Source organism: Rothia nasimurium, assembly GCF_049068285.1.
In the GTDB taxonomy this organism is placed as follows: domain Bacteria; phylum Actinomycetota; class Actinomycetes; order Actinomycetales; family Micrococcaceae; genus Rothia; species Rothia nasimurium_I.
The window spans coordinates 29,861-53,291 of record NZ_JBLKPV010000003.1 but is presented as its reverse complement, the minus strand read 5'-3'; the positions used below and the strand labels follow the sequence as shown (position 1 = coordinate 53,291).

Below are 23,431 nucleotides of genomic sequence, written 5' to 3'. Positions count from 1 at the left end.
CGCGATACAGGCCTACCCGCACCCCCGCCAGCCCGGTAAACTAGAGGGACGAACGCGACCACCTGAAAGGTACTATGACCGACACCCCCACCCCCAGCCAGGAACCGAAACTACCCTCCGACGAGCAGCTACGCCTCACGGTAGATCGAGTGCTGGGCCGGGCCACCAGCGGCGGTGGCCTCCTGGACGAACGAGCGCGAGAACTTTCAACTAACCAGCAGGAGCACTCTGAGTACGACGGCGACCAGGTTGACCTTGAAGAGCGTCGGGCCCTGCGCCGCGTCGCCGGGCTCTCTACCGAACTCGATGACGTCACTGAGGTCGAATACCGTCAGCTGCGCCTTGAACGCGTTGTGCTGGCAGGCGTGTGGTCTGAGGGTACCCTGGAAGAGGCCGAGAACTCCCTAAGGGAGCTGGCAGCCCTGGCTGAAACGGCCGGTTCTGAGGTGTTGGACGGTCTGGTTCAGCGCCGTCTCAAGCCCGACCCCGGAACCTACCTGGGCTCCGGCAAGGTCCTTGAACTTAAGGACATCGTCGAAGCAAGCGGGGCCGATACCGTCATTGTGGACGCCGAACTGGCCCCCTCCCAGCGTCGCGCCATCGAAGACATCATCAAGGTCAAGGTCATTGACCGTACCGCCCTGATCCTGGATATCTTCGCCCAACACGCCAAGTCCCGCGAGGGTAAAGCCCAGGTGGAACTGGCCCAGCTAGAGTACATGCTTCCCCGTCTGCGTGGCTGGGGTGCCTCTCTCTCCCGTCAGGCCGGTGGCCGGGCCGCCGGTGGTGAAGGCATCGGCTCCCGTGGCCCCGGCGAAACCAAAATTGAGCTCGACCGCCGCCGCCTGCGGGCCCGCATGGCCAAGCTCAAGCGAGAAATCGCAGCTATGGCCCCTGCCCGCGAGACTAAGCGCCTCAACCGCAAGCGTAACCGGGTGCCGTCCGTCGCCATTGCCGGCTACACCAACGCTGGTAAGTCCTCCCTGCTCAACCGCCTGACCGACGCCGGCGTCCTGGTCGAAAACGCCCTCTTTGCGACCCTGGACCCGACCGTCCGTAAGGCCCAGACCCCGGACGGCGTGGGCTACACCCTCTCGGACACCGTCGGCTTCGTCCGCGCCCTGCCCACCCAGCTGGTGGAAGCCTTCCGCTCCACCCTGGAAGAAGTGGCCGACGCGGACGTCATCGTTCACGTTGTGGATGTCTCCCACCCCGACCCCGAAGGGCAGATCCACTCCGTCCGCCAGGTCATCACCGAGGTTGACGCTCAGAACATCCCCGAAATCATCGTGCTCAACAAGGCCGACGCCGCTGACCCCTTCGTCATTGAGCGCCTGCGCCAGAAAGAGCCCAACCATGTGGTTGTCTCAGCCCGCACTGGCGAGGGAATCGAGGAACTCCAACAGAAAATCGCGGATACCATTCCCCGTCCCTCCATTGAACTGAACCTGCTGGTGCCCTTCTCCGCCGGTGGCGTTGTCTCCCGCCTGCACGAATGGGACGCAGAAATCCTGCGCACCGCCTTCGTCCAGGACGGCACCTATGTGCAGGCCCTGGTCAGGGACGAAGTGGCCTCCGAACTGGCCCAGTACCAGCTAGATGATGAACTCCTAGAAGTCCTGCAACCAGAAATTGACGAGGCTATCGCAGCAGGGGCCGTCGAGACCGTCCGCTCATGAACCAACCCGTGACCGCACCGACCGGGCAGGAACTAGAAACCCTGCCCGGGGCCAAGCCCGTTTTGCACCTGCTCGATACCGTCGTTGAACGATCAGGTGGCCAGCAACGCCAAGGCCAACGCACCATGGCCGCCCACGTTGCCCGCGCCCTCGACACCCAAAAACACCTGCTGGTTCAGGCCGGAACCGGAACCGGTAAATCCCTGGGGTATCTGGTACCGGCCATTCACGCCGCCCAGACCAGCGACAAACCCATCATCGTGGCCACCGCAACCCTGGCCCTGCAGTCCCAGATAGTCAATCGAGACATCCCCCGCCTGCTAGATTCTTTGGGCGATCTGCCCGAACACGAGACAGACGTTGCCATCCTCAAAGGCCGCAATAACTACGTCTGCCTGCACAAGCTGGAAGGCGGCTACCCCGACGATGAGGGGGACGCCCTCTTCGATATGGACGCCGCTACCGGCTCCGTGGGACCTGCTGGCAAGCTAGGGGAGGAGGTGGTCCGCCTGCGTGACTGGGCCAATACCACCGACACCGGCGACCGCGATGAGCTTCTACCCGGCGTCAGCGATAAGGCCTGGCGGCAGGTCTCTGTCAACGCCTCAGAATGCCTGGGCAAAAAATGCCCCCTGGTCGAAGAGTGCTTCAGCGAAATGGCCCGCACCCGCGCCGCTGAATCAGACATCGTGATCACCAACCATGCCCTGCTGGCTATTAACGCCTTCGAGGGGGCAGCAGTGCTACCTGACCACGACATCGCCATCATCGATGAAGCCCACGAACTGGCTGACCGCGTCACCGGGGCCGTCACCGGGGCGCTCTCACCCGCCGCTATCACCAAGGTCGCCCGCAGCCTCAAACGGCACACGGATGCCGACCACAAGGCCCTGGAACAGGCTGCCTTAGTTCTTGATGAATCCCTCAATGGCGTGCCTGCCGAGTTCATGCCCAAGGGTCTGCCCGAGCGGGTGGCTGCTGCCATGGAACGGGTGAGAGACGCTGCCCGCCAGGCCTTGACAGACACCAAGGGCGGGGACAAGGACGGCGACGCCGGCCGCCAGATGGCGCGGGCGGCCCTAACCGAAGTCCACGAAACGTCAGAAAAAATGCTGACCGCTGACCCCCTCTACCAGGTGATTTGGGTTTCCCGCACCGGCTCCTGGGAGCCGGGCAAAGGCTACATTGCAGCCCGAGACGACGACCCGGCCACCCTCAACATCGCCCCCATCTCAGTGGCAGGCCACCTGCGTGAGGGCCTCTTTGAAAACCGCACCGTGGTCCTCACCTCCGCAACGCTGACGGTGGGCGAGAGCTTTGACGCTGCCGCCGGTGCCCTGGGCTTGATGGGTAAGGACGCCCCCCGCTGGGACGGCATCGATGTCGGCTCCCCCTTTGACTACCCCAAGCAGGGTGTGCTCTACTTGGCAGCTGACCTGCCCAAACCCGGCCGGGGTGTATCTGTGGAGCAACTGGACCGGATTGTTGAACTGGTGACCGCCTCCGGGGGAGGGGCCCTGGGGCTTTTCTCCTCAAAACGCGGGGCTGAACTGGCTGCCGAGTATGTGCGAGAACGCACCGACCTGAATATTCTGCTGCAGGGTGAGTCCTCCCTGCGGGCCCTCGTCCAGGAATTTAGCGAAGATACGAACTCCTGCCTCTTTGGCACCATGAGCCTCTGGCAGGGCGTGGACGTTCCGGGAGACTCCTGCCGGCTGGTGATGATGGACCGGATCCCCTTCCCCCGTCCCGATGACCCGCTCTCCCAGGCGCGTTCGCGGGCGGTAGCTGCCGCCGGGGGCAATGGCTTCATGGCTGTTTCTGCCTATCACGCGGCCGTCCGCATGGCCCAGGGGGCCGGGCGTCTGGTGCGCTCTATTGGGGACCGTGGCGTGGTTGCTGTGCTGGACTCCCGGATTGCAACCCAGCGCTACGGTAGCTACCTGGTCAAATCCCTGCCACCCTTCTGGACGACCACCCGCACCGATGTTGTTCTCGGTGCCCTGGAGAGGCTCAAGCAATCAATGGACTAAAAACTGGGAAAAAATCAGCCCGGCTGTAAAGGCCGGGCTGATTTTTATGCCTGTGACGAGAGACTTAGGTGGGGTGGGTTGCCTGAGGTGTGGTGAGGAACCTAGTGGATTCTTAGAGGCTTCGGAGAACTGAAACAACCTTGCCCATGATGGTGGCTGTGTCCCCCAGGATGGGCTCGTACTGGGTGTTCTGGGGCAGGAGCCAGGTGTGGCCGTCCCGCTGTCGGAAGGTTTTGACGGTGGCCTCATCATCGAGTAGGGCTGCTACGATATCGCCGTTCTGGGCGGTCTGCTGGGCCCGGACGACAACCCAGTCACCGTCGCAAATGGCAGCATCCACCATGGAATCGCCCTTGACGCGGAGCATAAAGAGATCCCCCTGGCCCACCAGCTGGCGGGGCAGGGTCATGACGTCCTCAACAGCCTGCTCAGCTGAGATGGGGACGCCTGCGGCAATACGGCCCACCAGGGGGACGGTTGCTAGGTTTTCGTTGGTCTGAGCGAACTGGGGGACGACCGGAAGCTGGATGACGTTGGTCTCAGGCTGGGGGTCTTCAGTATCGGAGTCAGAGAGGACTTCGATAGCTCGGGGCCGTTTGGGGTCCCTGCGGATGTAGCCCATCTCTTCGAGGCGGGAGAGCTGGTGGGTGACGGAGGAGAGCGAGGCCAGGCCGACCAGGTCACCAATTTCTCGCATGGACGGCGGGTAGCCGTGTTCATCAATGGCGGTAGAAATGGCGTCCAAAATCTTCTGCTGGCGGGCAGTTAGGGGGCGAGTGCTCCGGGTGGGCGGGCTCACCGGAGTCTGCGGAGTACGTTCGCTCACGGTTTCTCGTCTCTTCTCGGGGGAGGGCTTGAATCTTAGTTTTCAAAAAGCACCGACGGTTTGCCGGGCTTTCCTGGAAAACTAAGGCAAAGCGCCTCTGGATTCTTAAGGTGAAGGAGGGGCTTTCTTAAAGTGTCAGGCACCTGGACTTCACTATCTTCTGGTCTTCTAAGACTATGTCAAACCGACAGGTTATTCAAACATTTGTTCTAATTTTTCTCGACTCCGTTCGAATTTTCTGATAGAACATATATACGAAGAGTTTTTAGAACAGACTTTCTACTTCTGGTTGAAGGTCTGAGCAAGAATCAGGAGAACGACCTATGAGTGCTATCGCCTCAAGCGCGGCCCAGCCTTTTGGGGGCCGAATCCGATTGACCCGACGGGGACGCTTTGTTTTTAGGGGGCTGCCCGTCCTCACCCTTCTTGCCCTCATGGTGGTTGGGGCACTGAACCTTATGATGCCAACACCTGCAACCAGCTCTGACTTCGATATTTCATCAGCAGGCAGCCAGACTGTCACGGTCTACCACGGGGACAACCTCTGGACTATTGCGGAGGAAGTTGCCCCCGGCCTGGATAGCCGCGATGTCATCAACCAGATTATGGAGATTAACGACCTCACCTCAGCCAAACTGGTTCCCGGCCAGCAACTGGTGGTTCCGGCCTACACCAAGTAACAGGTCTGTAAAAAACCAAGGTGGGGTGCAGGCTGTGCCAGGCTTTGAAACAAAAATGCAGAGCGTGGGGCCGGTCGGTACACTGAGGGAGTGACTGAATCTTCCTACACTCTCGAAGCCCTGCCCCTGCGCGAGGACCTCCGCGGTCGCTCACCCTACGGGGCACCTATGATTGATGTTCCGGTAACCCTCAATGTCAATGAGAATACCCATCCCATGCCCCAGGACGTCATTGACGCCATTACTCGGGATGTGGCAGCAGCGGCTGTAACCCTCAACCGCTACCCCGACCGTGAATTCGACACCCTGCGTGAAGAACTGGCCTCCTACCTGGGCCACGGTCTGACACCCGAACACATCTGGGCAGCCAACGGCTCCAACGAGATCCTGCAGCAGATTATGCAGGTCTTTGGTGGCCCGGGCCGGTCGGTCATGAGCTTCGTGCCCACCTACTCCATGTACCCCCTGCTGGCAGACGGAACCAACACCGCCTTTATCGCAGGGCACCGGGCCGAGGATTACTCCCTCACCGCAGAGTCAGCCGTCCAGCAGATTCAGGAACACCAGCCCAACATCGTCATTCTCTGCTCCCCCAACAACCCCACCGGCACCGGCCTTGACCTAGCGGTCATTGAAGCTGTCTACGACGCAGTCTTCTCCTACGGGGGTATCGTCGTTGTTGACGAGGCCTACGCAGAGTTTGCCCAGGACCGTTCTCAGAACGCCCTGACCCTGCTCCCGGGCCGTCCCCACCTGATCGTTACCCGCACCATGTCCAAGGCCTTCGCCCTGGCCGGTGCTCGCCTGGGCTACTTCGCAGCAGACCCGGCTGTAGCTGATGCCGTCCGCCTGGTCCGTCTTCCCTACCACCTCTCAGCTGTCACCCAGGCCACCGCTGTGGCAGCCCTGAGGCACCGCACCCAGCTGCTGGCTAACGTCGATGACATCCGCTTACAGCGTGACCGGATCGTTGACCACCTCACCAGCCTGGGGCTAGAGCCGGCTGTCTCCGACTCCAATTTCGTCTTCTTCGGCGGGCTCAAGAACGAAAAGGCCGCCTGGTCCTACCTGCTGGAACAGGGCGTCCTCGTCCGTGACAACGGTATTCCCGGCTTCCTGCGGGTCACCGCCGGAACCAGGGAGGAAACCACCGCCTTCCTGGACCACCTAACCACCTACATCAACCGGTTCGAACGCTAACCGGCCCCCATCAGACTGATACCCAACCCACCGACCCCACGAGGTAACCATGGCAGTACCCACCACCAGCTCCACCGGCCTGGGCCCCCGCATCGCCAAGATGGAGCGAACCACCAGCGAGTCCTCCGTCAGCGTTGAAATCAACCTGGACGGCACCGGCGTCTCAGACATCGATACCGGCGTTCCCTTCTACGACCACATGCTCACGGCCCTGTCCAAGCACTCCCTGATTGACATGACCATCAAGTGTTCCGGTGACACCCACATCGACGTCCACCACACGGTCGAAGACACCGGCATCGTTCTCGGTGAGGTCCTGCGCCAGGCCCTGGGTGACAAGGCCGGTATCCGCCGCTTCGGCACCGCAACCGTCCCCTTGGACGAAGCTCTTGCTTCGGCTGTCGTTGATATTTCAGGCCGCCCCTACCTGGTGCACACCGGTGAACCTGCCGGTTTCGAATACCACCTGATCGCCGGTCACTTTACCGGCTCCATGGTGCGCCATGTCTTTGAGGCCTTTGCCTACCACGCCGGTATCTGCCTGCACATTACCCTGCTGGGCGGGCGCGACCCCCACCATATAGCCGAAGCCCAGTTCAAGGCCCTGGCCCGGGCCCTGCGCGAGGCTGTTGAACCTGACCCCCGCCACGCCGGTATCCCCTCCACCAAGGGGGCCCTCTAAATGGCTGAGCTCCAGCAGAAGCCGACCGTCACCGTCCTTGACTACGGGGCTGGCAACGTGCGCTCGGCCGTCCGGGCCCTGGAAGAAGCAGGGGCCCGTGTGGTTCTATCATCTGCAGAAGAGGACGTTCTGGGAGCCGACGGCCTGCTCGTTCCGGGCGTGGGCGCTTTCAAGGCTGTCATGGACGGGCTCCGCCGAGTCGATGCCATTCGCATGATTGGACGCCGGGTCGCCGGTGGTCGGCCCGTCCTGGGCATTTGCGTGGGCCTGCAGGTCATGTTTGAAAAGGGCGTTGAACACGGAATTGAAGCTGATGGCCTGGGTGAATGGCCGGGTACGGTAGAGAAGCTCAAGGCCGATGTTGTGCCCCATATGGGCTGGAATACGGTGCGCGTCCCCGAGGGCTCAACCCTCTTCAAAGGGATTGAGAATGAGCGATTCTACTTCGTTCACTCCTACGGGGTGCAGGAATGGACCTTTGACCAGAACAATGAAGCCATGCTTCCCCCGCAGGTCACCTGGGCAAACCACGGTAGTGATTTCATTGCTGCTGTTGAAAATGGCCCCCTGGCTGCTACCCAGTTCCATCCGGAAAAATCTGGTGAAGCCGGTATCCGCCTGCTTAGGAACTGGATTGACTCCCTGCCCGTCACCGGCCGTCTGAACAAGGAGGGCTAGGGGAGAATGTCAGCTACTACCTCTGGCTTGCTGCTGATGACCGTGGGCATGATGTTTCTTGGCGGTGCCTACTCTTTTTACAAGCAGAAAATTACCTGGGCTGCCCAGCTGGTGCTCGTGCTGGTTGGTTTAGCCTTTGCCGGCTACGGCCTGTATGTAGTGATGAACTACAGCTCATAAACTGATCCTTTTATTTACTTGAAACCCTAGGAGAACACATGACTCAGCGACTTGAACTTTTGCCCGCTGTTGACGTCGCAAACGGCCAGGCAGTGCGCCTGGTTCAGGGTGAGGCTGGTTCGGAAACGAGCTACGGTTCCCCCGTTGAGGCTGCCCTGGAGTGGCAGAATGCTGGTGCTGAGTGGTTGCACCTGGTTGACCTGGACGCTGCCTTTGGCCGGGGCGATAACATCGAGATTCTGACCGAGGTGGCCCAGGAACTGTCCATCAAGATTGAAATGTCCGGTGGTATCCGGGATGACGAATCCTTGGAGCGGGCCCTGTCCCTGAATCCGGCCCGAATCAACCTGGGTACTGCAGCCCTGGAAAACCCTGAGTGGACCCGCAAGGTCATTGCCCAGTATGGGGATGTCATTGCTGTGGGGCTGGACGTTCGGGGTGAGACCCTGGCTGCCCGTGGTTGGACCCAGGAGGGTGGTAACCTTTGGGAGGTCCTGGATCGTCTCAACGAGGACGGCTGCGCCCGCTACGTCGTCACCGACGTCACCAAGGATGGTACCCTACAGGGCCCCAACCTGGATCTGCTGCGGAAGGTAGCTGAGCGAACCGATAAGCCCGTTGTTGCCTCCGGCGGCATTGCAACCCTGGACGATATCGCTGCCCTTCGCACCATGGTTCCCTTTGGCGTTGAAGGCGCTATTACCGGTAAGGCTCTCTACGCCGGTAAGTTCACCCTGGGTGAGGCCCTGGACGTCGCAGGTCGCCCCTAGTGACTGACTTTTCTGACCGCGTCCACCGGGCCCACACCCACGGGCATGGCCACCCCGGTAACCCCAGCGCACCCCGCCGGGAGCTGCCTGCCCATATTGCTGCCCAGCTGGCGTCCGCCGGCCAAAAAACCGACACCGGTGGCCAGCCCTGGGAAGGGCGTAACCTGGGGGAGGGCACCAGCCACACCCACCAGTTCCCCGGTGACGACGGCACAACCGATCCTGCCCTGCAGAAGGTGCTGGACGCCTTTGCTGCCGGTGAGGTTGATGAGGTTGCAGTGGTGGACGCCCTGCGCTCGGTGCGGATTTTTGCCCCTGTGGTGGCCCAGCTGTCGCAGGCTGAAATTACGGATCAGGGACTTGTCTCTGATAAAGAATCTGATATGGCCCTGGTGTCTATTCAAGCACCAGATGGACGCAAGGCCCTGCCTGTCTTTACCCATGTAGATGCCCTGACCAGCTGGCATGATTTGGCCCGCCCGGTGGCCGCCGATATGCGGAAAACTGCCCTGTCTGCGGTTGAAGATGAGAACCAGTTGATCGTCCTGAACCCCGGGGCGTCTTTGACCTTTGTCCTGCGGCGGCCGGCCTTCTGGGCAATCGCTAAGGGGGAAGAGTGGGTACCCTCCTACCGGAATCCGCAAGTAGCTGAGATCCTGTCTGACCTGGTGACGCCCCTGCCCGGGGTTGTGGCCGTTGAGTTGGCTCCCGGGGCCGGGGTCTTCAGCCGCACGGAGGACGGCCGCGTCCTTGCCGGTGGCGGTCACGGGCCAGAACTCAAGATCACCTTGAAGCTGCTGCCCGGCCTGACCCAGGAGCAGGTCGATCGCACGGTTGCAACCCTGCAAAAGGGCCTGGCCGAGCACCGCTATCTGGCCGAGCAAATTGATTCGGTCCAGATTGCCCTGGCCGCAGCCTAGGGATTTGCTGATAAACGAGGACGCCACCTGCCTCCTACCGCTGTTACGGTCGGGCCAGGTGGCGTCCTGCTATCTCGTGGAAGTGCTTAGAAGACGGGGCCGGTGAACTTTTCGCCGGGGCCCTTGCCGGGCTCGTCCGGGATGATGGAGGCCTCGCGGAAGGCCAGCTGGAGGGAGCGCAGGCCGTCGCGCAGGGGGGCTGCGTGCTGGGAGCCGATCTCAGGGGCGGCTGCGGTGACAAAGCCGGCGAGGGCGGTGATGAGCTTGCGGGCCTCATCGAGGTCCTTGAGGTCATCGGCGTTCTCTTCGGCAGCGAGGCCGCACTTGACGGCTGCGGCGCTCATGAGGTGAACGGCTGCGGTGGTGATCACCTCAACGGCCGGTACTTCGGCGATATCACGCATCTGGGCGTTGACTTCTTCGACCTGCTCAGCGGTGAGCCCGTCGGGGAGGTTCTGCTCCTGGGAGTTGCCTGCGGTTTCTTCAAAACGGTAGCTGGTTTCCTTGCTCATAGGTATAGAATCTCACACCTTTCCCCGCGACCGTGAATCAGGCGTCACACGCCATTAACCCTTGATAATCTGGCCATAACCCAGTAATGTTAAGGCCTGTATGCAAGCGGAACTTCTGTTCCCACCTGCTCCACCGCTCCAGGTGGTCGGGTTTGTCCCCAGTGCTCCTGCCTGGTTAATCAGGTGGGCGGACGGCCGGGCGGCGGGTAATCCCGTCCTTTCCCTGGCCCTGGGGTTGGGTTTTGAGTCTCCGTTTGCTTACCGCAACCGGGGACTTTTTTGTTCCCACAGAAATTCACGGGGGTTACCCCCTTTAAAGCAACAGGAGCTTTGTCATTAGCGATCCACGCATCAACGACCGAATTCGCGTTCCGGAAGTCCGTCTCGTCGGCCCCGGCGGTGAACAGGTTGGTATTGTCCGTGTAGAAGATGCACTGCGTCTTGCTCAGGAGTCTGACCTCGACCTGGTTGAGGTTGCCCCGAACGCTAAGCCGCCTGTGTGCAAGCTGATGGACTTCGGTAAGTACAAGTACGAAGCCGCAGTGAAGGCACGTGAATCTCGCAAGAAGCAGGTTAATGCTTCTTTGAAGGAAATTCGTTTCCGCCTCAAGATTGATACCCATGACTACGAAACCAAGGTGGGGCACGCTCGTCGCTTCCTCGCCGGCGGTGACAAGGTCAAGGCTATGATTCAGTTCCGTGGTCGTGAACAGCAGCGCCCCGAGATGGGTGTGCGTCTGCTCGAGCGTATGGCGAATGACCTGACCGAGGTTGGTACTGTTGAGTCCAACCCTCGTGTTGACGGTCGTAACATGGTGATGGTCCTTGCCCCGCTGCGCGGCAAGCAGGAGGCCCGCCGTGAGAGCCAGAAGCAGGGTGGTCGCAAGGGTCGCGAACGCATCAACACCACTGAGGCTACTCCTGTGACTAACTCGCTGGCTGACGCTATGCCGGCTGAGTTGAAGGCACAGGCGCAGGCCGAATAAGGAGCTGTTTGGCGATTGGGCACCTGCTCGTGTAGGGTGGCGTGCTTGGTCGTCGTCCGTGGCCTGTAGGTCCTTGTGAAAGGACGTACAGGGGCGGGCAGATCACCCTTGTAAACTTCCCTACCTGTTAGGGTTGTTAGTTTTTCAGTTCCTCACCCTGTGATTGGGGTGGGGGTAGAACGATAAGGAGAATCGGCTCATGCCGAAGCAGAAGACCCACTCTGGTGCTAAGAAGCGCTTCAAGCTCACCGGTACTGGCAAGGTTAAGCGCCAGCAGGCCAACCGCCGCCACTACCTGGAGCACAAGTCCTCCCGTCTGACCCGTCGTCTGGCTTCTGACCAGATCGTAACCGGCGGTCAGGCTAAGGTTATCAAGAAGATGCTGGGCAAGTAAGCTCCTTCTTTTTGAAGCTTCGCCCACAAGTGGGCGCACCAAAAGTAGATATTTTCTCTCCTGCACCAGCGTTAGATTTTGAGCTGGGTAGGACACAAGACGTTAGGAGACACACGTGGCACGTGTGAAGCGCGCGGTTAACGCGCACAAGAAGCGCCGAGTAATCCTTGATCGTGCATCAGGCTACCGTGGCCAGCGTTCACGCCTTTACCGTAAGGCTAAGGAACAGGTTACTCACTCACTGGTATACAGCTACGACCACCGTCGTAAGAAGAAGGGCGACTTCCGTCGTCTCTGGATCCAGCGTATCAACGCAGCTGCTCGCGCTGAGGGCCTGACCTACAACCGTTTCATCCAGGGCCTGAAGGCTGCTGAGGTTGAGGTTGACCGTCGTATGCTGGCTGAGCTGGCTGTTAACGAGCCTGCTGCTTTCTCAGCTCTGGTTGAAATCGCTAAGAACAACCTGCCTGAGGACACTTCAGCTCCCAAGGCTGCCTAAGTCTTTTTAGGTTTGTCTTGCCCCACTTTAAGGTGGGGTGCGGACGCCGCCTCCCGCTTTCCTGCCCTGGGCAGGGGAGCGGGGACGGCGTCCTTTTTGTTGCGATCTTACTGGGGGCTTGGGGCGCTGGGCTGGGATGCCGGGCGGGAGTAGCGGGGCTGGGGCGCCGGGCTGGGGCGCCGGGCCCACAGCGAATGCCCACCAGACTCTCGCAGTGTCTACGCGTTTGACGGGCACAGCGAGAGTTTGGTGGACAGTCCGGGTGAGGCGGTGGGAGCTACTAGACCAAGGCCGCAGAAGGAATGAGCAGTAGTGTTCCAGTCGTAAATTTTTGCGTGGAGAAAAGCCCACCCTGGTTCCGTCCTGGTACAGACGGCGGCGGGGTGGGCTCTTTGCGCTACCTGAAGCTGCAGGTGGGGTGGGTTTTGCTACTCAACCCAGGTGATGACCTCTTCGGCGGGCTTGCGGGTCTGGGGCCAGGGTAGCTCTTCAGCACGGTAGCCAAGGGCTAGCATGGTGACGATGCCTTCGGTTTCGGGGTCGATGATGCCGTGGTCGGCTAGCAGGGCGTTGGCCTTGTCGGCGTTGAAGCCTTCGATGGGGCAGGAGTCAATGCCGATCAGCGCAGCGGCAGTCATCATGTTGCCCAGGGCGATATAGGTTTGCTTGGCGGACCAGTCGAAGAGGGCGCGGTCGGTGGTGAGACCCATGTCGTTGACCTGGAAGCTCTTGTAGGTTTCGAGGGCTTTGGCGTGGTCTTCGGGGGAGAGATTGCGGGAGGCAAGTGAGGCCTGCATATGGGGGCCGTCGTGCTGCATGTTGCGCTTAGCTAGGAGCAGGACGAAGTGGCTTGCACCACCGAGCTGGCGGGCAGCTCCCCAGCTGAAGGGTTTGAGGGCTTCGCGGAGTTCTGGGTTTTGCAGGACGACGAACCGCCAGCCTTGGGCGCCGACGGAGCTGGGGGAGAGGCGGGCAGTTTCGAGGATGTAGGTGATGTCATCGTCGCTGATTTTCTTCTCGGGGTCAAAGAACTTGATGGCCCGACGGTGGCGGGCGGCGTCGAGGACGAGCTGCTTGATGTCTTGATTCTGCATGGGACCTTCTTAGGAAAGTTGGTTTTCGGTATCGCCCAATCAACATACAAAACGTAAGTTTTATTCCGTGTACCGGGATAAATTCAGCATAGGACGGTTCATTGAGTCCACCGCGTCCTTCCCCACAAACAGGTAGAAAGAGGCCTTGCAGGCTGTCCCAGTCCGGTGCGCTCTTACACGGTGGTGTTCTCCTGTATATGTGGCTTCAAGGGCTCGACCGATTCGCATATGTGAGAACTTTGGACCATTTCCAAGGAACCTTGAAGAAGATTGGACCACTTCAAGATCAAAAATTGGGGAAACAACCCTCTTTTTTGGGCCCGAGCTGGTCCAAACTCTGGTGGGATGAGGTGTTTATGGTCCAAACCCCGGCCCCCTGAGCCCGACTTGGCCCAAATCCTAGCCGGGCTGCGTCCGAGCTGGTCTAAACTAGGACTCTGAGCCCGAGTTGGTCCAAACCCCCGTTCTCCTGACTCTAAACTGGTCCGAACTCTAGCTATGTCGCGGGTTTGTGAACTTTGGACCATCTCTAAAGCACCTTCATACAGTTTGGACCACTTCGAGATCAAAAAACGGGGAAACAACCCTCTTTTTGGGGCCCGAGCTGGTCCAAACTCTGGTGGGGTGAGGTGTTGCTGGTCCAAACCCAGGCGTCCTGAGCCTGTTTTGGTCCAAATCTTAGCCGGACTGCGTCCGAGCTGGTCCAAACTAGGACGTCTGAGCCCGAGCTGGTCCAAACCCCGGCCCCCTGAGCCCGAGCTGGTCCAAACCCGGCACGACCACACCACCCCCCCTGCCGTCCGCCCTACCCCAACCCCTCACCGCGTCCTTCCCCACAAACCGCTAGAAAGGGGTCTTACAGGCTGTCCCAATTCGGTGCGCTCTTACACGGTTGCGCGCTCCCGTCCGCCCGGCTTCGCAGGCTCAGCCGATTCGCGGGCATTTCTGGTTCGCTACGCGGAAATACCCGCTCATCATCATGAGACAATAGAACCTATGGACTTCAAAGAACGCCTCAGCACCCCCGTCGTCATGGAAAACCCCCAGGCAGACCGCGTCAAAGACATCGCCAAGCTTGCCACCAGGGCAGCCCGCACCAAGACCGGGCACTTTCTAGTAGAGGGGCCGCAGGCCGTCCGCGAAGCCCTCAAAGCCCACCAGATCAAGCCCCTGCTGGACGCCGTCTACATCACCGAACGCGCCTTCGACCGCCACCCCGACATCGTCGATCTCCTTGAAGAAGTGCACGGAACTCCCACCCCCGAGCCCGGCCGTAAGGTCTTCATGCGCATGGTGACCGAGCCCGTCCTCGCGGCCATGGCCGAATCCGTCAGCCCCCAGGGCATTATCGCCGTTGCCTTTCAGAACGACATCGCCCCCTCCGACATCTGGGGCGAGGGGGCTATCAACCCCAAGCTCATCGCCGTCCTGGCCCGTGTGCAAGACCCGGGCAACGCCGGCACTATCCTGCGTGCCGCCGACGCCGCCGGTGCTGACCTGATCGTCACCACCAAGGGCTCCGTTGACCTCTACAACCCCAAGGCAGTGCGCTCCACCGCAGGCTCCCTCTTCCACGTACCCGTGATCCAGGGCATTGACCTTGAAGATTTCGCCGAGGACGCCAAAGCCCAGGGCATTGGCGTCCTTGCAGCGGACGGCTATGGCCGGGTCTCCCTCGATGACCTCCAAGACGCCGCCTTCGCCCTGCGTAACGGCGTCGAACCCCGCAAGAAGGTCAAGTATGACCTGGCCAAGCCCACTATGTGGCTCTTCGGCAATGAGGCGGCTGGCCTGAGCGATGAAGAGAAGGCCGCTGCCTCCCTGCGCGTGGCCGTGCCCCTGCGCGGGGCCGCCGAATCGCTAAACGTCGGCATGGCAGCTGGTGTCTGCCTCTTCGCCTCCTCCCTGGCCCAGAACCGCAAGGGCGACTAGTGGGGGAGCAGCCTACTGCCGTCTACCCGGTGCAGGTGGTCGGGGCAGCTATCGTTGATTCTTTGATCAGCCCCACCCGCCTGCTGGTGGGCCAGCGCTCGGCCCCACCGGCGCTGGCGGGCCTCTGGGAGTTTCCCGGCGGCAAGGTTGAGCCAGGTGAAGCCTGCGAGGGCGCCCTGCTCCGTGAACTGCGCGAAGAGCTGGGCATTACCGCCCAGCTCGGTACCGAAATCGCTGGCCCCCACCCCCAGGGCTGGGTGCTGAACGAGAAGGCTGCTATGCGGGTTTGGTTTGCAGAAATCACGGACGGACGCGCCACCGCCCTGCAAGATCACGCCGAGTTACGCTGGGTTCCGCTCGATGCCACGGTGCTGGAGCTGCCCTGGATCCCCGCTGACTTTCCTATCGTCGAGGAGCTGCTGGCGGGCGTCCGCGCTGCTTAAGCTGTGGCGAAGCGTCATAGAACTCACCCCAACGGAAAAATAAAGTATCTGACTTTTCTCTCCAGCTGTGATGGGCCCTCCGGTTGAACCGGAGGGCCCATTTCTGTGCGAGCTTCACAATCTTGAACCGTGGCCGGTTGGTCATTACGCTAAAGGAAAGGAGGCTGATGATTTATGAAAGATAAAGAGAAACAGCAACTGGCCTTTAGCAGGGGAGAGGTGCCCACGGTTATCCGGGTAATGCAGGGCATTTTAGCGCTGTCGGGCATCGCCTGCCTGACGCTAACGGTTACTTCCCTTGACTTCAGCGACGCACGGGGAGTTGTGAGTGCTGTTATTTCAATTGCCCTCACCTTCTTCCTGTATATCTGGGTTGTCCGCCGCACCGGCACCTGGCAAAAAGCAGGAGCTGCTAATCTGTTTGGGTTTGTCTGCACGGTTGTCAGCACTGTCTCGCTCATTTCTCTCATCTGGACTATGCCCTCCGGTATAAACCCGGGAATTATGGCCTGCTTCTTAACGTGGTCTTTAGCCAACCTCACCTGGCTTGGCCTAACCTTCACCCCTGTTGCCCGTGCCTTCTTTGAACGGGTTGATGTTATTCCAGCGCCTTAAGCGCCTACTAGTGGTCACTTACCTGCGGGCAGCGTCCGCTCTGTTCCTATCGAGCGAGTGCCTGTTGAGCCTTTCGAGAAAGCTAGTTCGGTGAGATTCGCATCGTTCACTAGCTAGACAGCCTCAGCGCCCGGTCGGCATTTGCACTAAACTATTGTCTTGATGCCCTGGGTGCGGTAAGCGCCCGAAACCCACATTGTGAAGAGAAGTGCAGATGACTGATTCTTTGCCCGAGGTGCCTGAGAACCCCACACCCTTCCAGGTGCTGGCTAACATTCGCGCCATTCTAGAAAAAGACCCCGAGAACGGTCTGGCGACCGTCCGCGAAGCCTTCACCGCCGAGTTTGAACGCGCACAGAAGGAAATCGCCGAGAAGACCGCTGACTTTGAAGAACTCAAGCGTGTGCGCCTGGACTTTACCGGCGAAAAGGCCGGTTTTACTCTGGCCAATAAGCAGATGCGCGATCTGCGCAAGGAGCACAAGGCTGAGGTCGGCAAGATTATGGGCCAGGTGCGCGGACGCCTGACCAAGGCTCTTGAGGCCCGTAACGCCCAGCTGGAAGAAGAGCGTGACGCCCGTATTCTGGTTGAAGAGGCTGTGGACGTCACTGCCCACACTCCCCGCCGCCGTATTGGCGGCCGCCACCCCATCAGCGTCCTGCAGGAGCAGATGTGCGATATCTTCGTGGGCATGGGCTGGGAGATTGCCGATGGCCCCGAACTTGAATCAGAGTGGTACAACTTTGACTCGCTGAACTTCAAGCCTGACCACCCGGCCCGCGAGCTGCAGGACACCTTCTTCGTGGAGCCCACCAGCGCCCACCTGATGCTGCGTACCCACACCTCCCCGGTGCAGATGCGCTCCCTGCTCTCCCGCGACCTGCCCCTCTACGTGGTCTGCCCCGGCCAGGTCTACCGCACCGATGAGCTCGATGCTACCCACACCCCGGTCTTCCACCAGATTGAGGGCCTGGCTGTCGATAAGGGCCTGACCATGGCTGACCTCAAGGGCACCCTGGAGCACATGGCCCGCGCCATGTTCGGCGAAGAAGCAAAGATCCGCCTGCGCCCCAACTACTTCCCCTTCACCGAGCCGTCCGCTGAGCTGGACGTCTGGCACCCAGACGCCAAGGGCGGCCCCCGCTGGATCGAGTGGGGCGGCTGCGGCATGGTCAACCCCAATGTGCTGCGAGCAGCCGGCGTTGACCCCGAAGTTTACTCAGGTTTCGCTTTTGGTATGGGCATCGAACGTACCCTCATGTTCCGCAACGGTGTGCAGGATATGCGCGACATGATTGAAGGCGACGTCCGTTTCTCACAGCAGTTCAAGATGGAGATCTAACCCATGCGAGTACCCCTTTCCTGGCTGCGTGAATACGCACCCGTCCCGGCCGACGCACGCGCCGAAGATGTCATGGCTACCCTGGTCACAGTTGGCCTGGAAGAAGAGGACGTCCACCGCCCCACCGACGAGCTGACCGGCCCCATCGTGGTGGGTCAGGTGCTCTCCATGGAGCCCGAAACCCACTCCAACGGCAAGACCGTTAACTGGTGCCAGGTGCGCGTTGTGCCCGAGGGACAGAAGCAGACCCTGACCGGCAAGGGCATTGAAGAGTCCGGCGTGCAGGGCATTATCTGCGGCGCCCACAACTTCAAGCCCGGCGACAAGGTTGTAGTGACCCTGCCCGGCGCTGTACTGCCCGGCGGCTTCGCTATTACCGCCCGCAAGACCTACGGCCACAAGTCAGCCGGCATGATCGCCTCCGTCAAGGAACTGGGTATCGGTGAGGACCACGGCGGCATCCTGGTGCTCTCCACCCTGGGGCTTGACCCCGAGATCGGCACCGACGCCATGGAGCTACTGGGCCTCTACGATGAAGCTGCTGAAGTCAACGTCACCCCCGACCGCGGCTACGGCTTCTCCATTCGCGGTATTGCCCGCGAGTACTGCCACGCCACCGGCAACGACTTCGATGACTTTGTGCTCGATTTGGCTGCCAAGGCCCCTGCTGCCAACGGCGCGGGCCTGCCCGTCACCCTGACCGACTCTGCCCCCATTCACGGTAAGGACGGCGCCACCCGCTTCGTTGCCCGCTCGGTCAGCGGCGTGGACGCAACCGCCCCCGTGCCCACCTGGATGTCCTCCCGCCTGCGCCTGGCAGGCGTCCGCTCGGTCTCCCTGCCGGTGGATATTTCCAACTACGTCATGCTCGAAACCGGCCAGCCCCTGCATTTTTACGATGCAGATAAGCTGACCGGCGGCATCACCGTGCGCCGCGCCGAAGCTGGCGAGCAGCTCACCACCCTGGATGAGAAGGAACGCGAGCTTCACGCCGAAGACCTGCTGATTACCGACGAGTCCGGCCCTATCGGCCTGGCCGGTGTCATGGGAGGGGCCTCCACCGAGGTCAGCGACTCCACCACCCGCATCGTGATTGAGGCAGCCCGCTTCGATGAGGTATCCATTGCCCGCACCGCCCGCCGCCACAAGCTCTCCTCTGAGGCCTCCAAGCGCTTTGAGCGCGGCGTTGACCCCCAGATTCAGGCAGCTGCCGCCCAGCGGGCCGTTGACCTGCTGGTTGAGCTAGCCGGTGCAAGTGTCGATGAGGGCGTGACGGACGCCGGTGGCAGCTTTACCCCCACCATTATCTCCCTGCCCGCCGACTACACCGCAGGCCGTATCGGCATCAACTACACCCAGGAACAGATTGTTGGCTCCCTGGAACAGATCGGTGCCAGTGTTGAGGTTGCTGAGGGCTCCTACGAGGTCACTGTGCCCTCCTGGCGCACCGACCTGGGCGCTAAGGAAGATCTGACCGAGGAAGTTGCCCGTCTGGTTGGCTACGATCAGATTCCTTCCACCCTGCCTGTGGCCCCTCCCGGCCGCGGTTATACTGTTGAGCAGACCCTGCGCCGCCGGGCTCTCAACGCCCTGGCAGCTTCAGGTCTGACCGAGGTCTTTGCCTACCCCTTCGTCTCCGATGAAGACAACAACCTCTGGGCTTCCCCGGTTGCCGGTGAGCCGGTGGACTCCATCCGCCTGGCTAACCCCATCTCGTCCGCCCAGGGCTGGATGCGCCGCTCCCTGCTGCCCGGCCTGACCGAGGTGCTCTCCCGCAACCTCTCCCGCGGCTTCAAGAACCTGGCCATCTACGAGACCGGCTCCGTCTTTATCCCCGGCACCCAGCTGGGGTCAGCCTCAATCCCCGGTCTGGGCGTCAAGCCCGCCGACGAGGTTCTGGCAGATTTGAACGCCGGTATTCCCGACCAGCCCCGCCACATCGCCGGTCTTTTCGCCGGTACTGAGCATGAGGAAACCCCGGGCATTACCGCCCGTGCCTTTGATTGGCGCGACGCCCTGGACTCTGTGCTGCTGGTAGCTGACGCCGCAGGCGTGAAGCTCACCGTTGCAAACGGCGAACACCAGGCCTTCCACCCGGGCCGCACCGCCGTGCTCAAGGACGCAGCTGGTGAGGTCATCGCCTACGCCGGTGAACTGCACCCCAAGCTACTGGCCAAGCTGAACCTGCCCGAGCGCACCAGCGCCTTCGAACTCAACTTCACCGCCCTCATCGCTCAGGCTGGTGAGGCGGTTCAGGCTACCGGTATCTCCGGCTACCCGGCAGCTAACCAGGACGTCGCCCTGATTGTGGACGCCACCGTCCCGGCTTCTGACCTTGCCGCCGCCCTGGCTGAGGGCGCCGGTGAGCTGCTGGAGGACGTCCGCGTTTTCGACGACTACCGCGGCACCGGTATCGAAGAAGGTAAGAAGTCCATGGCCTTCGCCCTGCGCTTCCGCGCCACCGACCGCACCCTGACCGCCGACGAGGCCTCGGCCGCCCGCGAAGCAGGCGTCGCGCTCGCCGCCGAACGCTTCGGGGCAGTCCAGCGAGCCTAAGTAACCCGGCTAAATCTGGTGAGGACGCCGCCACCCACCCCTCCTGCCCCTGGGGCAGGGGAGGTGGGGGCGGCGTCCTTGTTCTGTTGCAAAATGTAATATGACCTGAAGGTTTCCTGATTGCTGTCTCAAACCTATACTCAGAGGCCTGATAAACCGGTAGTATGGAAGACCGCCCACTAAACCCCGGTAGATTCCACCGGCTCTAGCGCAAGGGCCCTACTCGGGCCGTTTCAGGGCGGTCTTCTGGCCAAGATTTTGGCACTAAACCCACCACTTCTGGAGAAGCACCGTGAGCGACCAGCGACACCTCGATGAACAGTATCCCAACGGGGAAGACGTCCCTACCGACGACTTTTTCACCTTTACCGAGGGCGATGAAGAGGGTATCTATGATGAACCCCGTGGCCCCCTCGGCCCCAAGCTGGCGGCTGCAGGAATGATGCTGGTGGCAACGATCATTGCCCTGGTGCTCCTGGTCGGTGGCGTCCGTACCTTCAATGAGGCCCGCGCCAACGAAGGCTACGAGAACCGCTCCTGGGTGATGACCGGCACCCTTGAAGAAGCAACCCGCGATCTGCAGTCGGATAGAAACGTCGGTATTTACACCGGCACCCTTCCCCAGGATGAAGCCCTGGCGGGCAAGACCTTTGTGTCTGACATTGCTGACCCTGCCGCTGCCAGCCCTGGTGCTTCGGTGAAGTTCCGTGGCAGCCAGACCGGCACCGTCAAGGCAGACTTCCCCGAGACGGTGGACGCCCTGCTGGTTCAGGTGGGGGAATCTGAGCTGACCGTTGCCCGCACCGGCGCCGAGGGCACCCTGGTTCCGGTGACGAGCGATACCGTAGGGGACCAGAAGCGCAGTGCTATGTTCCGCCTGGTGGGGGCAATCCTTGTTTTTGGTGCTGGCGTTGTGGGTACCTTTATGGTGATTCGGAAGCGAAAGTCCGCAGACTTCTAGGCAATCTTGGCTCTTTTTGGTAGGGCTGATATGAGTAGAAAAGACCGCCTGCCGGGTGGTCTTTTCTGTTTAACCTCCTCTTGAGCGGGGCAGGGGAGCGGAATGTGGTTCATATAACGAAACGCTATGCATAAATATTTACTGCAATGTAAAAACATGCAAAAATAGGGCTATGACTATTACCGTAGCTGTCACAGGTGCCACCGGATACGCCGGTGGTGAGATTCTGCGCCTTCTGGCAACCCACCCCGACGTCGAGGTGAAAACCGTTGCCGCCCACTCGTCCGCTGGCTCCCGTCTGGGTGACCTGGCCCCCCACCTCCGCGCCTATGCCGACCTGATCGTCGCTGATACCACCGCCGAGGCCCTGAGCGGGCACGACGTCGTCTTCATGGCCCTGCCCCACGGGGCCAGCGCCGAGATCGCAGCCCAACTGCCCGAGGACACCCTGGTGATTGACGCCGGGGCCGACCACCGGCTTGAGGACGGGGCTGCCTGGGTTAAGTTCTACGGATCAGAACATTCCGGCACTTGGCCCTACGGCCTGCCCGAACTGCCCCTGCCCGAAGGTAAGCAACGCCAGAACCTCGTGGGAACCAAACGGGTTGCTGTGCCCGGCTGCTACCCCACAGCGTCCGTTTTGGCACTAGCCCCCGGCTTTGCTGCTGGCCTGTTGGAGCCCACCGATGTTGTGATTGTTGCCGCCTCCGGCACCTCCGGGGCAGGTAAGAGCCTCAAGCCCCACCTCTTGTCGGCTGAGGTCATGGGCGGAATGAGCCCCTACGGGGTCGGTGGTTCCCACCGCCACACCCCGGAAATCGAAGAAAAGCTCTCCATGGTCGCCGGTGAACAGGTCCAGATTTCTTTCACCCCCACCCTGGCCCCCATGCCCCGGGGGATCCTGGCCACCGCTACCGCCCGCGTGCGTCCTGGCGTCACCGAAGCCCAGCTTCGAGAAGCCTGGCAGGCCGCCTACGCCGACGAAAGGTACGTCCACCTGCTCCCTGCGGGGCAGTGGCCCGCCACCAAGAGTGTGCAGGGCTCCAACCACGCCGAGATCCAGCTGGCCTTGGACGAGCACGCCGGGCGCGTCATTATCACCAGCGTCATCGATAACCTTGCTAAGGGCACCGCAGGTGGTGCCATCCAATCTATGAACATTGCCCTGGGCCTGCCCGAACATGCAGGTCTGCTACAGGAAGGACTTGCACCGTGACCCAGCACCATATTGATGGAATCTCAACCTTCGGCGTCACCTACCCCCGGGGTTTCCGCGCCGCCGGTGTTGCAGCAGGTATCAGCTCTGTCGAGGGGAAGAAGGACGTGGCTGTTGTCGTCAATGACGGCCCGAACAAGAACGCCGCTGCCGTCTTTACCACCAACCGCTTCGCTGCTGCCCCTGTGCTGTGGAGCCGTCAGGCTATTACCGACGGCCGGGCCGATGCCGTCCTGCTCAACTCGGGTGGGGCCAACGCCTGCACCGGGGCCCCGGGGTTCCAGGACGCCCACGCGAGTGTCGAGTATGTAGCTGAGCTGCTTGATGTTTCTGCCGGGGACGTTCTGGTCTGCTCCACCGGCCTGATTGGCCAGCGCCTGCCCCTGGATAAGCTGAAGGACGGCGCAGCCCGCGCGGTTGCTTCCCTGGGGGTGAGCCCGGAGGCGAGCACCGATGCGGCTGAGGCCATTATGACCACCGATACCGTCTCAAAGCAGGCTGCCCTTGAGGTTGAGATTGAAGAGGGCGGCTCCTACCTGATCGGTGGTATGGCCAAGGGGGCAGGTATGCTGGCCCCGGGCCTGGCGACCATGCTGGTGGTCGTAACCACTGACGCCCTGGTGTCACCTGAAAACCTCGATACCGCCCTGCGGGAGGCCGTCCGCCTGAGCTTCAACCGGGCTGATTCTGACGGCTGCATGTCCACCAATGACACCGTGATTCTGATGAGCTCCGGTGCTTCAGCCATTGAACCGGATCTGGGCACCTTCACTGAAGCCCTCACCGCCGTCTGCCAGGATTTGGCCCTGCAGCTTATTGGCGATGCTGAGGGGGCAAGCCACGATGTTCATGTGCGTACCTTCAACGCCGCCACCGAGCTAGAGGCTGAAGAAGTCTCCCGCGCGGTGGCTCGCTCAAATCTCTTCAAGACCGCAATTTTCGGTAACGACCCTAACTGGGGCCGGATTCTCTCTGAGGTGGGCACCACCAGCGCTACCTTTGAACCCGAGCAGGTCAATGTCACGATCAACGGGGTGCAGGTCTGCACCGGCGGCGGTATCGGCCAGGATCGCTCCCTGGTTGACCTAGCCGCCCAGCGTAAGGTCACGGTTGAGATCGATCTAGGTGCAGGTGAGCACGAAGCCACTATCTGGACCAACGACCTCACCCACGACTACGTCCACGAAAATTCCGCCTACTCCAGCTAAACCCAAGGAAAGAGACCCACCGTGG

General features: G+C 61.2%; 23 protein-coding genes. 20 read left to right on the top strand and 3 right to left on the bottom strand.

Annotation, left to right across the window (positions count from 1 at the left end; all coding sequences use genetic code 11):
* Window positions 1–74: 74 nt before the first annotated feature.
* Together hflX and ACMXX3_RS03755 are read left to right on the top strand one after the other, a co-directional pair.
* On the top strand, window positions 75–1,679 hold the full coding sequence (gene hflX / locus ACMXX3_RS03760; RefSeq protein ID WP_421083427.1) for a GTPase HflX: 1,605 nt from the start codon (window positions 75–77) through the stop codon (window positions 1,677–1,679).
* A complete protein-coding gene (locus ACMXX3_RS03755) occupies window positions 1,676–3,712 on the top strand; it encodes an ATP-dependent DNA helicase (RefSeq protein WP_421083426.1) in 2,037 nt (678 codons plus the stop codon). Before hflX ends, ACMXX3_RS03755 begins: the two co-directional genes overlap by 4 nt.
* A gap of 112 nt (window positions 3,713–3,824) precedes the next feature.
* Here ACMXX3_RS03755 and lexA read toward each other — a convergent pair whose 3' ends face one another.
* Window positions 3,825–4,538 (bottom strand): transcriptional repressor LexA, encoded by a 714-nt coding sequence (lexA, locus tag ACMXX3_RS03750; protein WP_421083425.1) that lies wholly within the window; start codon window positions 4,536–4,538, stop codon window positions 3,825–3,827.
* 323 nt (window positions 4,539–4,861) lie between these two features.
* Between lexA and ACMXX3_RS03745 the strand changes: the two genes are divergently transcribed.
* From ACMXX3_RS03745 to ACMXX3_RS03715, 7 genes are all read left to right on the top strand, one after another.
* Window positions 4,862–5,218 (top strand): LysM peptidoglycan-binding domain-containing protein, encoded by a 357-nt coding sequence (locus ACMXX3_RS03745; RefSeq protein WP_421083424.1) that lies wholly within the window; start codon window positions 4,862–4,864, stop codon window positions 5,216–5,218.
* Between the two features lie 90 nt (window positions 5,219–5,308).
* Window positions 5,309–6,418 (top strand): histidinol-phosphate transaminase, encoded by a 1,110-nt coding sequence (locus ACMXX3_RS03740; RefSeq protein ID WP_421083423.1) that lies wholly within the window; start codon window positions 5,309–5,311, stop codon window positions 6,416–6,418.
* A gap of 49 nt (window positions 6,419–6,467) precedes the next feature.
* Window positions 6,468–7,100: an imidazoleglycerol-phosphate dehydratase HisB gene (gene hisB / locus ACMXX3_RS03735; RefSeq protein ID WP_421083422.1), complete on the top strand. Its 633-nt coding sequence runs from the start codon at window positions 6,468–6,470 to the stop codon at window positions 7,098–7,100.
* On the top strand, window positions 7,101–7,778 hold the full coding sequence (gene hisH / locus ACMXX3_RS03730; RefSeq protein WP_421083421.1) for an imidazole glycerol phosphate synthase subunit HisH: 678 nt from the start codon (window positions 7,101–7,103) through the stop codon (window positions 7,776–7,778).
* A 6-nt stretch (window positions 7,779–7,784) separates the two neighbouring features.
* Window positions 7,785–7,958, top strand: coding sequence for a hypothetical protein (locus tag ACMXX3_RS03725; protein WP_421083420.1), 174 nt, complete (start codon window positions 7,785–7,787; stop codon window positions 7,956–7,958).
* A 38-nt stretch (window positions 7,959–7,996) separates the two neighbouring features.
* A complete protein-coding gene (gene priA / locus ACMXX3_RS03720) occupies window positions 7,997–8,728 on the top strand; it encodes a bifunctional 1-(5-phosphoribosyl)-5-((5-phosphoribosylamino)methylideneamino)imidazole-4-carboxamide isomerase/phosphoribosylanthranilate isomerase PriA (RefSeq protein WP_421083419.1) in 732 nt (243 codons plus the stop codon).
* On the top strand, window positions 8,728–9,648 hold the full coding sequence (locus tag ACMXX3_RS03715) for an SseB family protein (RefSeq protein WP_421083418.1): 921 nt from the start codon (window positions 8,728–8,730) through the stop codon (window positions 9,646–9,648). The genes priA and ACMXX3_RS03715 overlap by 1 nt, the downstream gene beginning before the upstream one ends.
* Before the next feature lie 86 nt (window positions 9,649–9,734).
* On the opposite strand, the gene ACMXX3_RS03710 is transcribed toward ACMXX3_RS03715, so the two are convergent.
* Complete coding sequence (locus tag ACMXX3_RS03710; RefSeq protein ID WP_421083417.1) at window positions 9,735–10,160, bottom strand: DUF1844 domain-containing protein; 426 nt, start codon at window positions 10,158–10,160, stop codon at window positions 9,735–9,737.
* 335 nt (window positions 10,161–10,495) lie between these two features.
* On the opposite strand from ACMXX3_RS03710, the gene infC reads away from it, so the two are divergent.
* The 3 genes from infC to rplT all read left to right on the top strand — a co-directional run bounded on the left by infC (window position 10,496) and on the right by rplT (window position 12,039).
* Window positions 10,496–11,146 (top strand): translation initiation factor IF-3, encoded by a 651-nt coding sequence (gene infC, locus ACMXX3_RS03705; protein WP_421083582.1) that lies wholly within the window; start codon window positions 10,496–10,498, stop codon window positions 11,144–11,146.
* Between the two features lie 199 nt (window positions 11,147–11,345).
* Window positions 11,346–11,540, top strand: coding sequence for a 50S ribosomal protein L35 (rpmI, locus tag ACMXX3_RS03700; protein WP_135011425.1), 195 nt, complete (start codon window positions 11,346–11,348; stop codon window positions 11,538–11,540).
* 115 nt (window positions 11,541–11,655) lie between these two features.
* Window positions 11,656–12,039 carry a 50S ribosomal protein L20 gene (gene rplT / locus ACMXX3_RS03695; protein ID WP_135011424.1) on the top strand — a complete coding sequence of 128 codons (384 nt, stop codon included), beginning with the start codon at window positions 11,656–11,658 and terminating at the stop codon, window positions 12,037–12,039.
* A 428-nt stretch (window positions 12,040–12,467) separates the two neighbouring features.
* On the opposite strand, the gene ACMXX3_RS03690 is transcribed toward rplT, so the two are convergent.
* Window positions 12,468–13,133: an NAD(P)H-dependent oxidoreductase gene (locus ACMXX3_RS03690; RefSeq protein WP_421083416.1), complete on the bottom strand. Its 666-nt coding sequence runs from the start codon at window positions 13,131–13,133 to the stop codon at window positions 12,468–12,470.
* A 996-nt stretch (window positions 13,134–14,129) separates the two neighbouring features.
* On the opposite strand from ACMXX3_RS03690, the gene ACMXX3_RS03685 reads away from it, so the two are divergent.
* The 8 genes from ACMXX3_RS03685 (at window position 14,130) to argJ (ending at window position 23,406) form a co-directional block, all read left to right on the top strand.
* The gene (locus ACMXX3_RS03685; RefSeq protein ID WP_421083415.1) at window positions 14,130–15,065 is read left to right on the top strand and encodes a TrmH family RNA methyltransferase; all 936 of its coding nucleotides are present in this window, start codon (window positions 14,130–14,132) and stop codon (window positions 15,063–15,065) included.
* Complete coding sequence (locus tag ACMXX3_RS03680; protein WP_421083414.1) at window positions 15,065–15,508, top strand: (deoxy)nucleoside triphosphate pyrophosphohydrolase; 444 nt, start codon at window positions 15,065–15,067, stop codon at window positions 15,506–15,508. The genes ACMXX3_RS03685 and ACMXX3_RS03680 overlap by 1 nt, the downstream gene beginning before the upstream one ends.
* Window positions 15,509–15,682: 174 nt before the next feature.
* Window positions 15,683–16,123, top strand: coding sequence for a hypothetical protein (locus ACMXX3_RS03675; protein WP_421083413.1), 441 nt, complete (start codon window positions 15,683–15,685; stop codon window positions 16,121–16,123).
* Between the two features lie 214 nt (window positions 16,124–16,337).
* Window positions 16,338–17,465 (top strand): phenylalanine--tRNA ligase subunit alpha, encoded by a 1,128-nt coding sequence (pheS, locus tag ACMXX3_RS03670; RefSeq protein ID WP_421083412.1) that lies wholly within the window; start codon window positions 16,338–16,340, stop codon window positions 17,463–17,465.
* Window positions 17,466–17,468: 3 nt separating this feature from the next.
* Window positions 17,469–20,021: a phenylalanine--tRNA ligase subunit beta gene (gene pheT, locus ACMXX3_RS03665; RefSeq protein ID WP_421083411.1), complete on the top strand. Its 2,553-nt coding sequence runs from the start codon at window positions 17,469–17,471 to the stop codon at window positions 20,019–20,021.
* Between the two features lie 292 nt (window positions 20,022–20,313).
* Window positions 20,314–20,982 carry a hypothetical protein gene (locus ACMXX3_RS03660; RefSeq protein WP_421083410.1) on the top strand — a complete coding sequence of 223 codons (669 nt, stop codon included), beginning with the start codon at window positions 20,314–20,316 and terminating at the stop codon, window positions 20,980–20,982.
* Window positions 20,983–21,154: 172 nt separating this feature from the next.
* Window positions 21,155–22,198 carry an N-acetyl-gamma-glutamyl-phosphate reductase gene (argC, locus tag ACMXX3_RS03655; RefSeq protein WP_421083409.1) on the top strand — a complete coding sequence of 348 codons (1,044 nt, stop codon included), beginning with the start codon at window positions 21,155–21,157 and terminating at the stop codon, window positions 22,196–22,198.
* Complete coding sequence (gene argJ, locus ACMXX3_RS03650; protein WP_421083408.1) at window positions 22,195–23,406, top strand: bifunctional glutamate N-acetyltransferase/amino-acid acetyltransferase ArgJ; 1,212 nt, start codon at window positions 22,195–22,197, stop codon at window positions 23,404–23,406. Before argC ends, argJ begins: the two co-directional genes overlap by 4 nt.
* Window positions 23,407–23,431: the final 25 nt, after the last annotated feature.

Bases quoted from the DNA above. Each gene is read 5' to 3' on its own strand.
- hflX (WP_421083427.1), top strand. From the start codon at position 75: ATGACCGACACCCCCACCCCCAGCCAGGAACCGAAACTACCCTCCGAC.
- ACMXX3_RS03755 (WP_421083426.1), top strand. From the start codon at position 1,676: ATGAACCAACCCGTGACCGCACCGACCGGGCAGGAACTAGAAACCCTG.
- ACMXX3_RS03745 (WP_421083424.1), top strand. From the start codon at position 4,862: ATGAGTGCTATCGCCTCAAGCGCGGCCCAGCCTTTTGGGGGCCGAATC.
- hisB (WP_421083422.1), top strand. From the start codon at position 6,468: ATGGCAGTACCCACCACCAGCTCCACCGGCCTGGGCCCCCGCATCGCC.
- hisH (WP_421083421.1), top strand. From the start codon at position 7,101: ATGGCTGAGCTCCAGCAGAAGCCGACCGTCACCGTCCTTGACTACGGG.
- ACMXX3_RS03725 (WP_421083420.1), top strand. From the start codon at position 7,785: ATGTCAGCTACTACCTCTGGCTTGCTGCTGATGACCGTGGGCATGATG.
- priA (WP_421083419.1), top strand. From the start codon at position 7,997: ATGACTCAGCGACTTGAACTTTTGCCCGCTGTTGACGTCGCAAACGGC.
- ACMXX3_RS03710 (WP_421083417.1), bottom strand. From the start codon at position 10,160: ATGAGCAAGGAAACCAGCTACCGTTTTGAAGAAACCGCAGGCAACTCC.
- rpmI (WP_135011425.1), top strand. From the start codon at position 11,346: ATGCCGAAGCAGAAGACCCACTCTGGTGCTAAGAAGCGCTTCAAGCTC.
- ACMXX3_RS03690 (WP_421083416.1), bottom strand. From the start codon at position 13,133: ATGCAGAATCAAGACATCAAGCAGCTCGTCCTCGACGCCGCCCGCCAC.
- ACMXX3_RS03685 (WP_421083415.1), top strand. From the start codon at position 14,130: ATGGACTTCAAAGAACGCCTCAGCACCCCCGTCGTCATGGAAAACCCC.
- ACMXX3_RS03675 (WP_421083413.1), top strand. From the start codon at position 15,683: ATGAAAGATAAAGAGAAACAGCAACTGGCCTTTAGCAGGGGAGAGGTG.
- pheS (WP_421083412.1), top strand. From the start codon at position 16,338: ATGACTGATTCTTTGCCCGAGGTGCCTGAGAACCCCACACCCTTCCAG.
- pheT (WP_421083411.1), top strand. From the start codon at position 17,469: ATGCGAGTACCCCTTTCCTGGCTGCGTGAATACGCACCCGTCCCGGCC.
- argC (WP_421083409.1), top strand. From the start codon at position 21,155: ATGACTATTACCGTAGCTGTCACAGGTGCCACCGGATACGCCGGTGGT.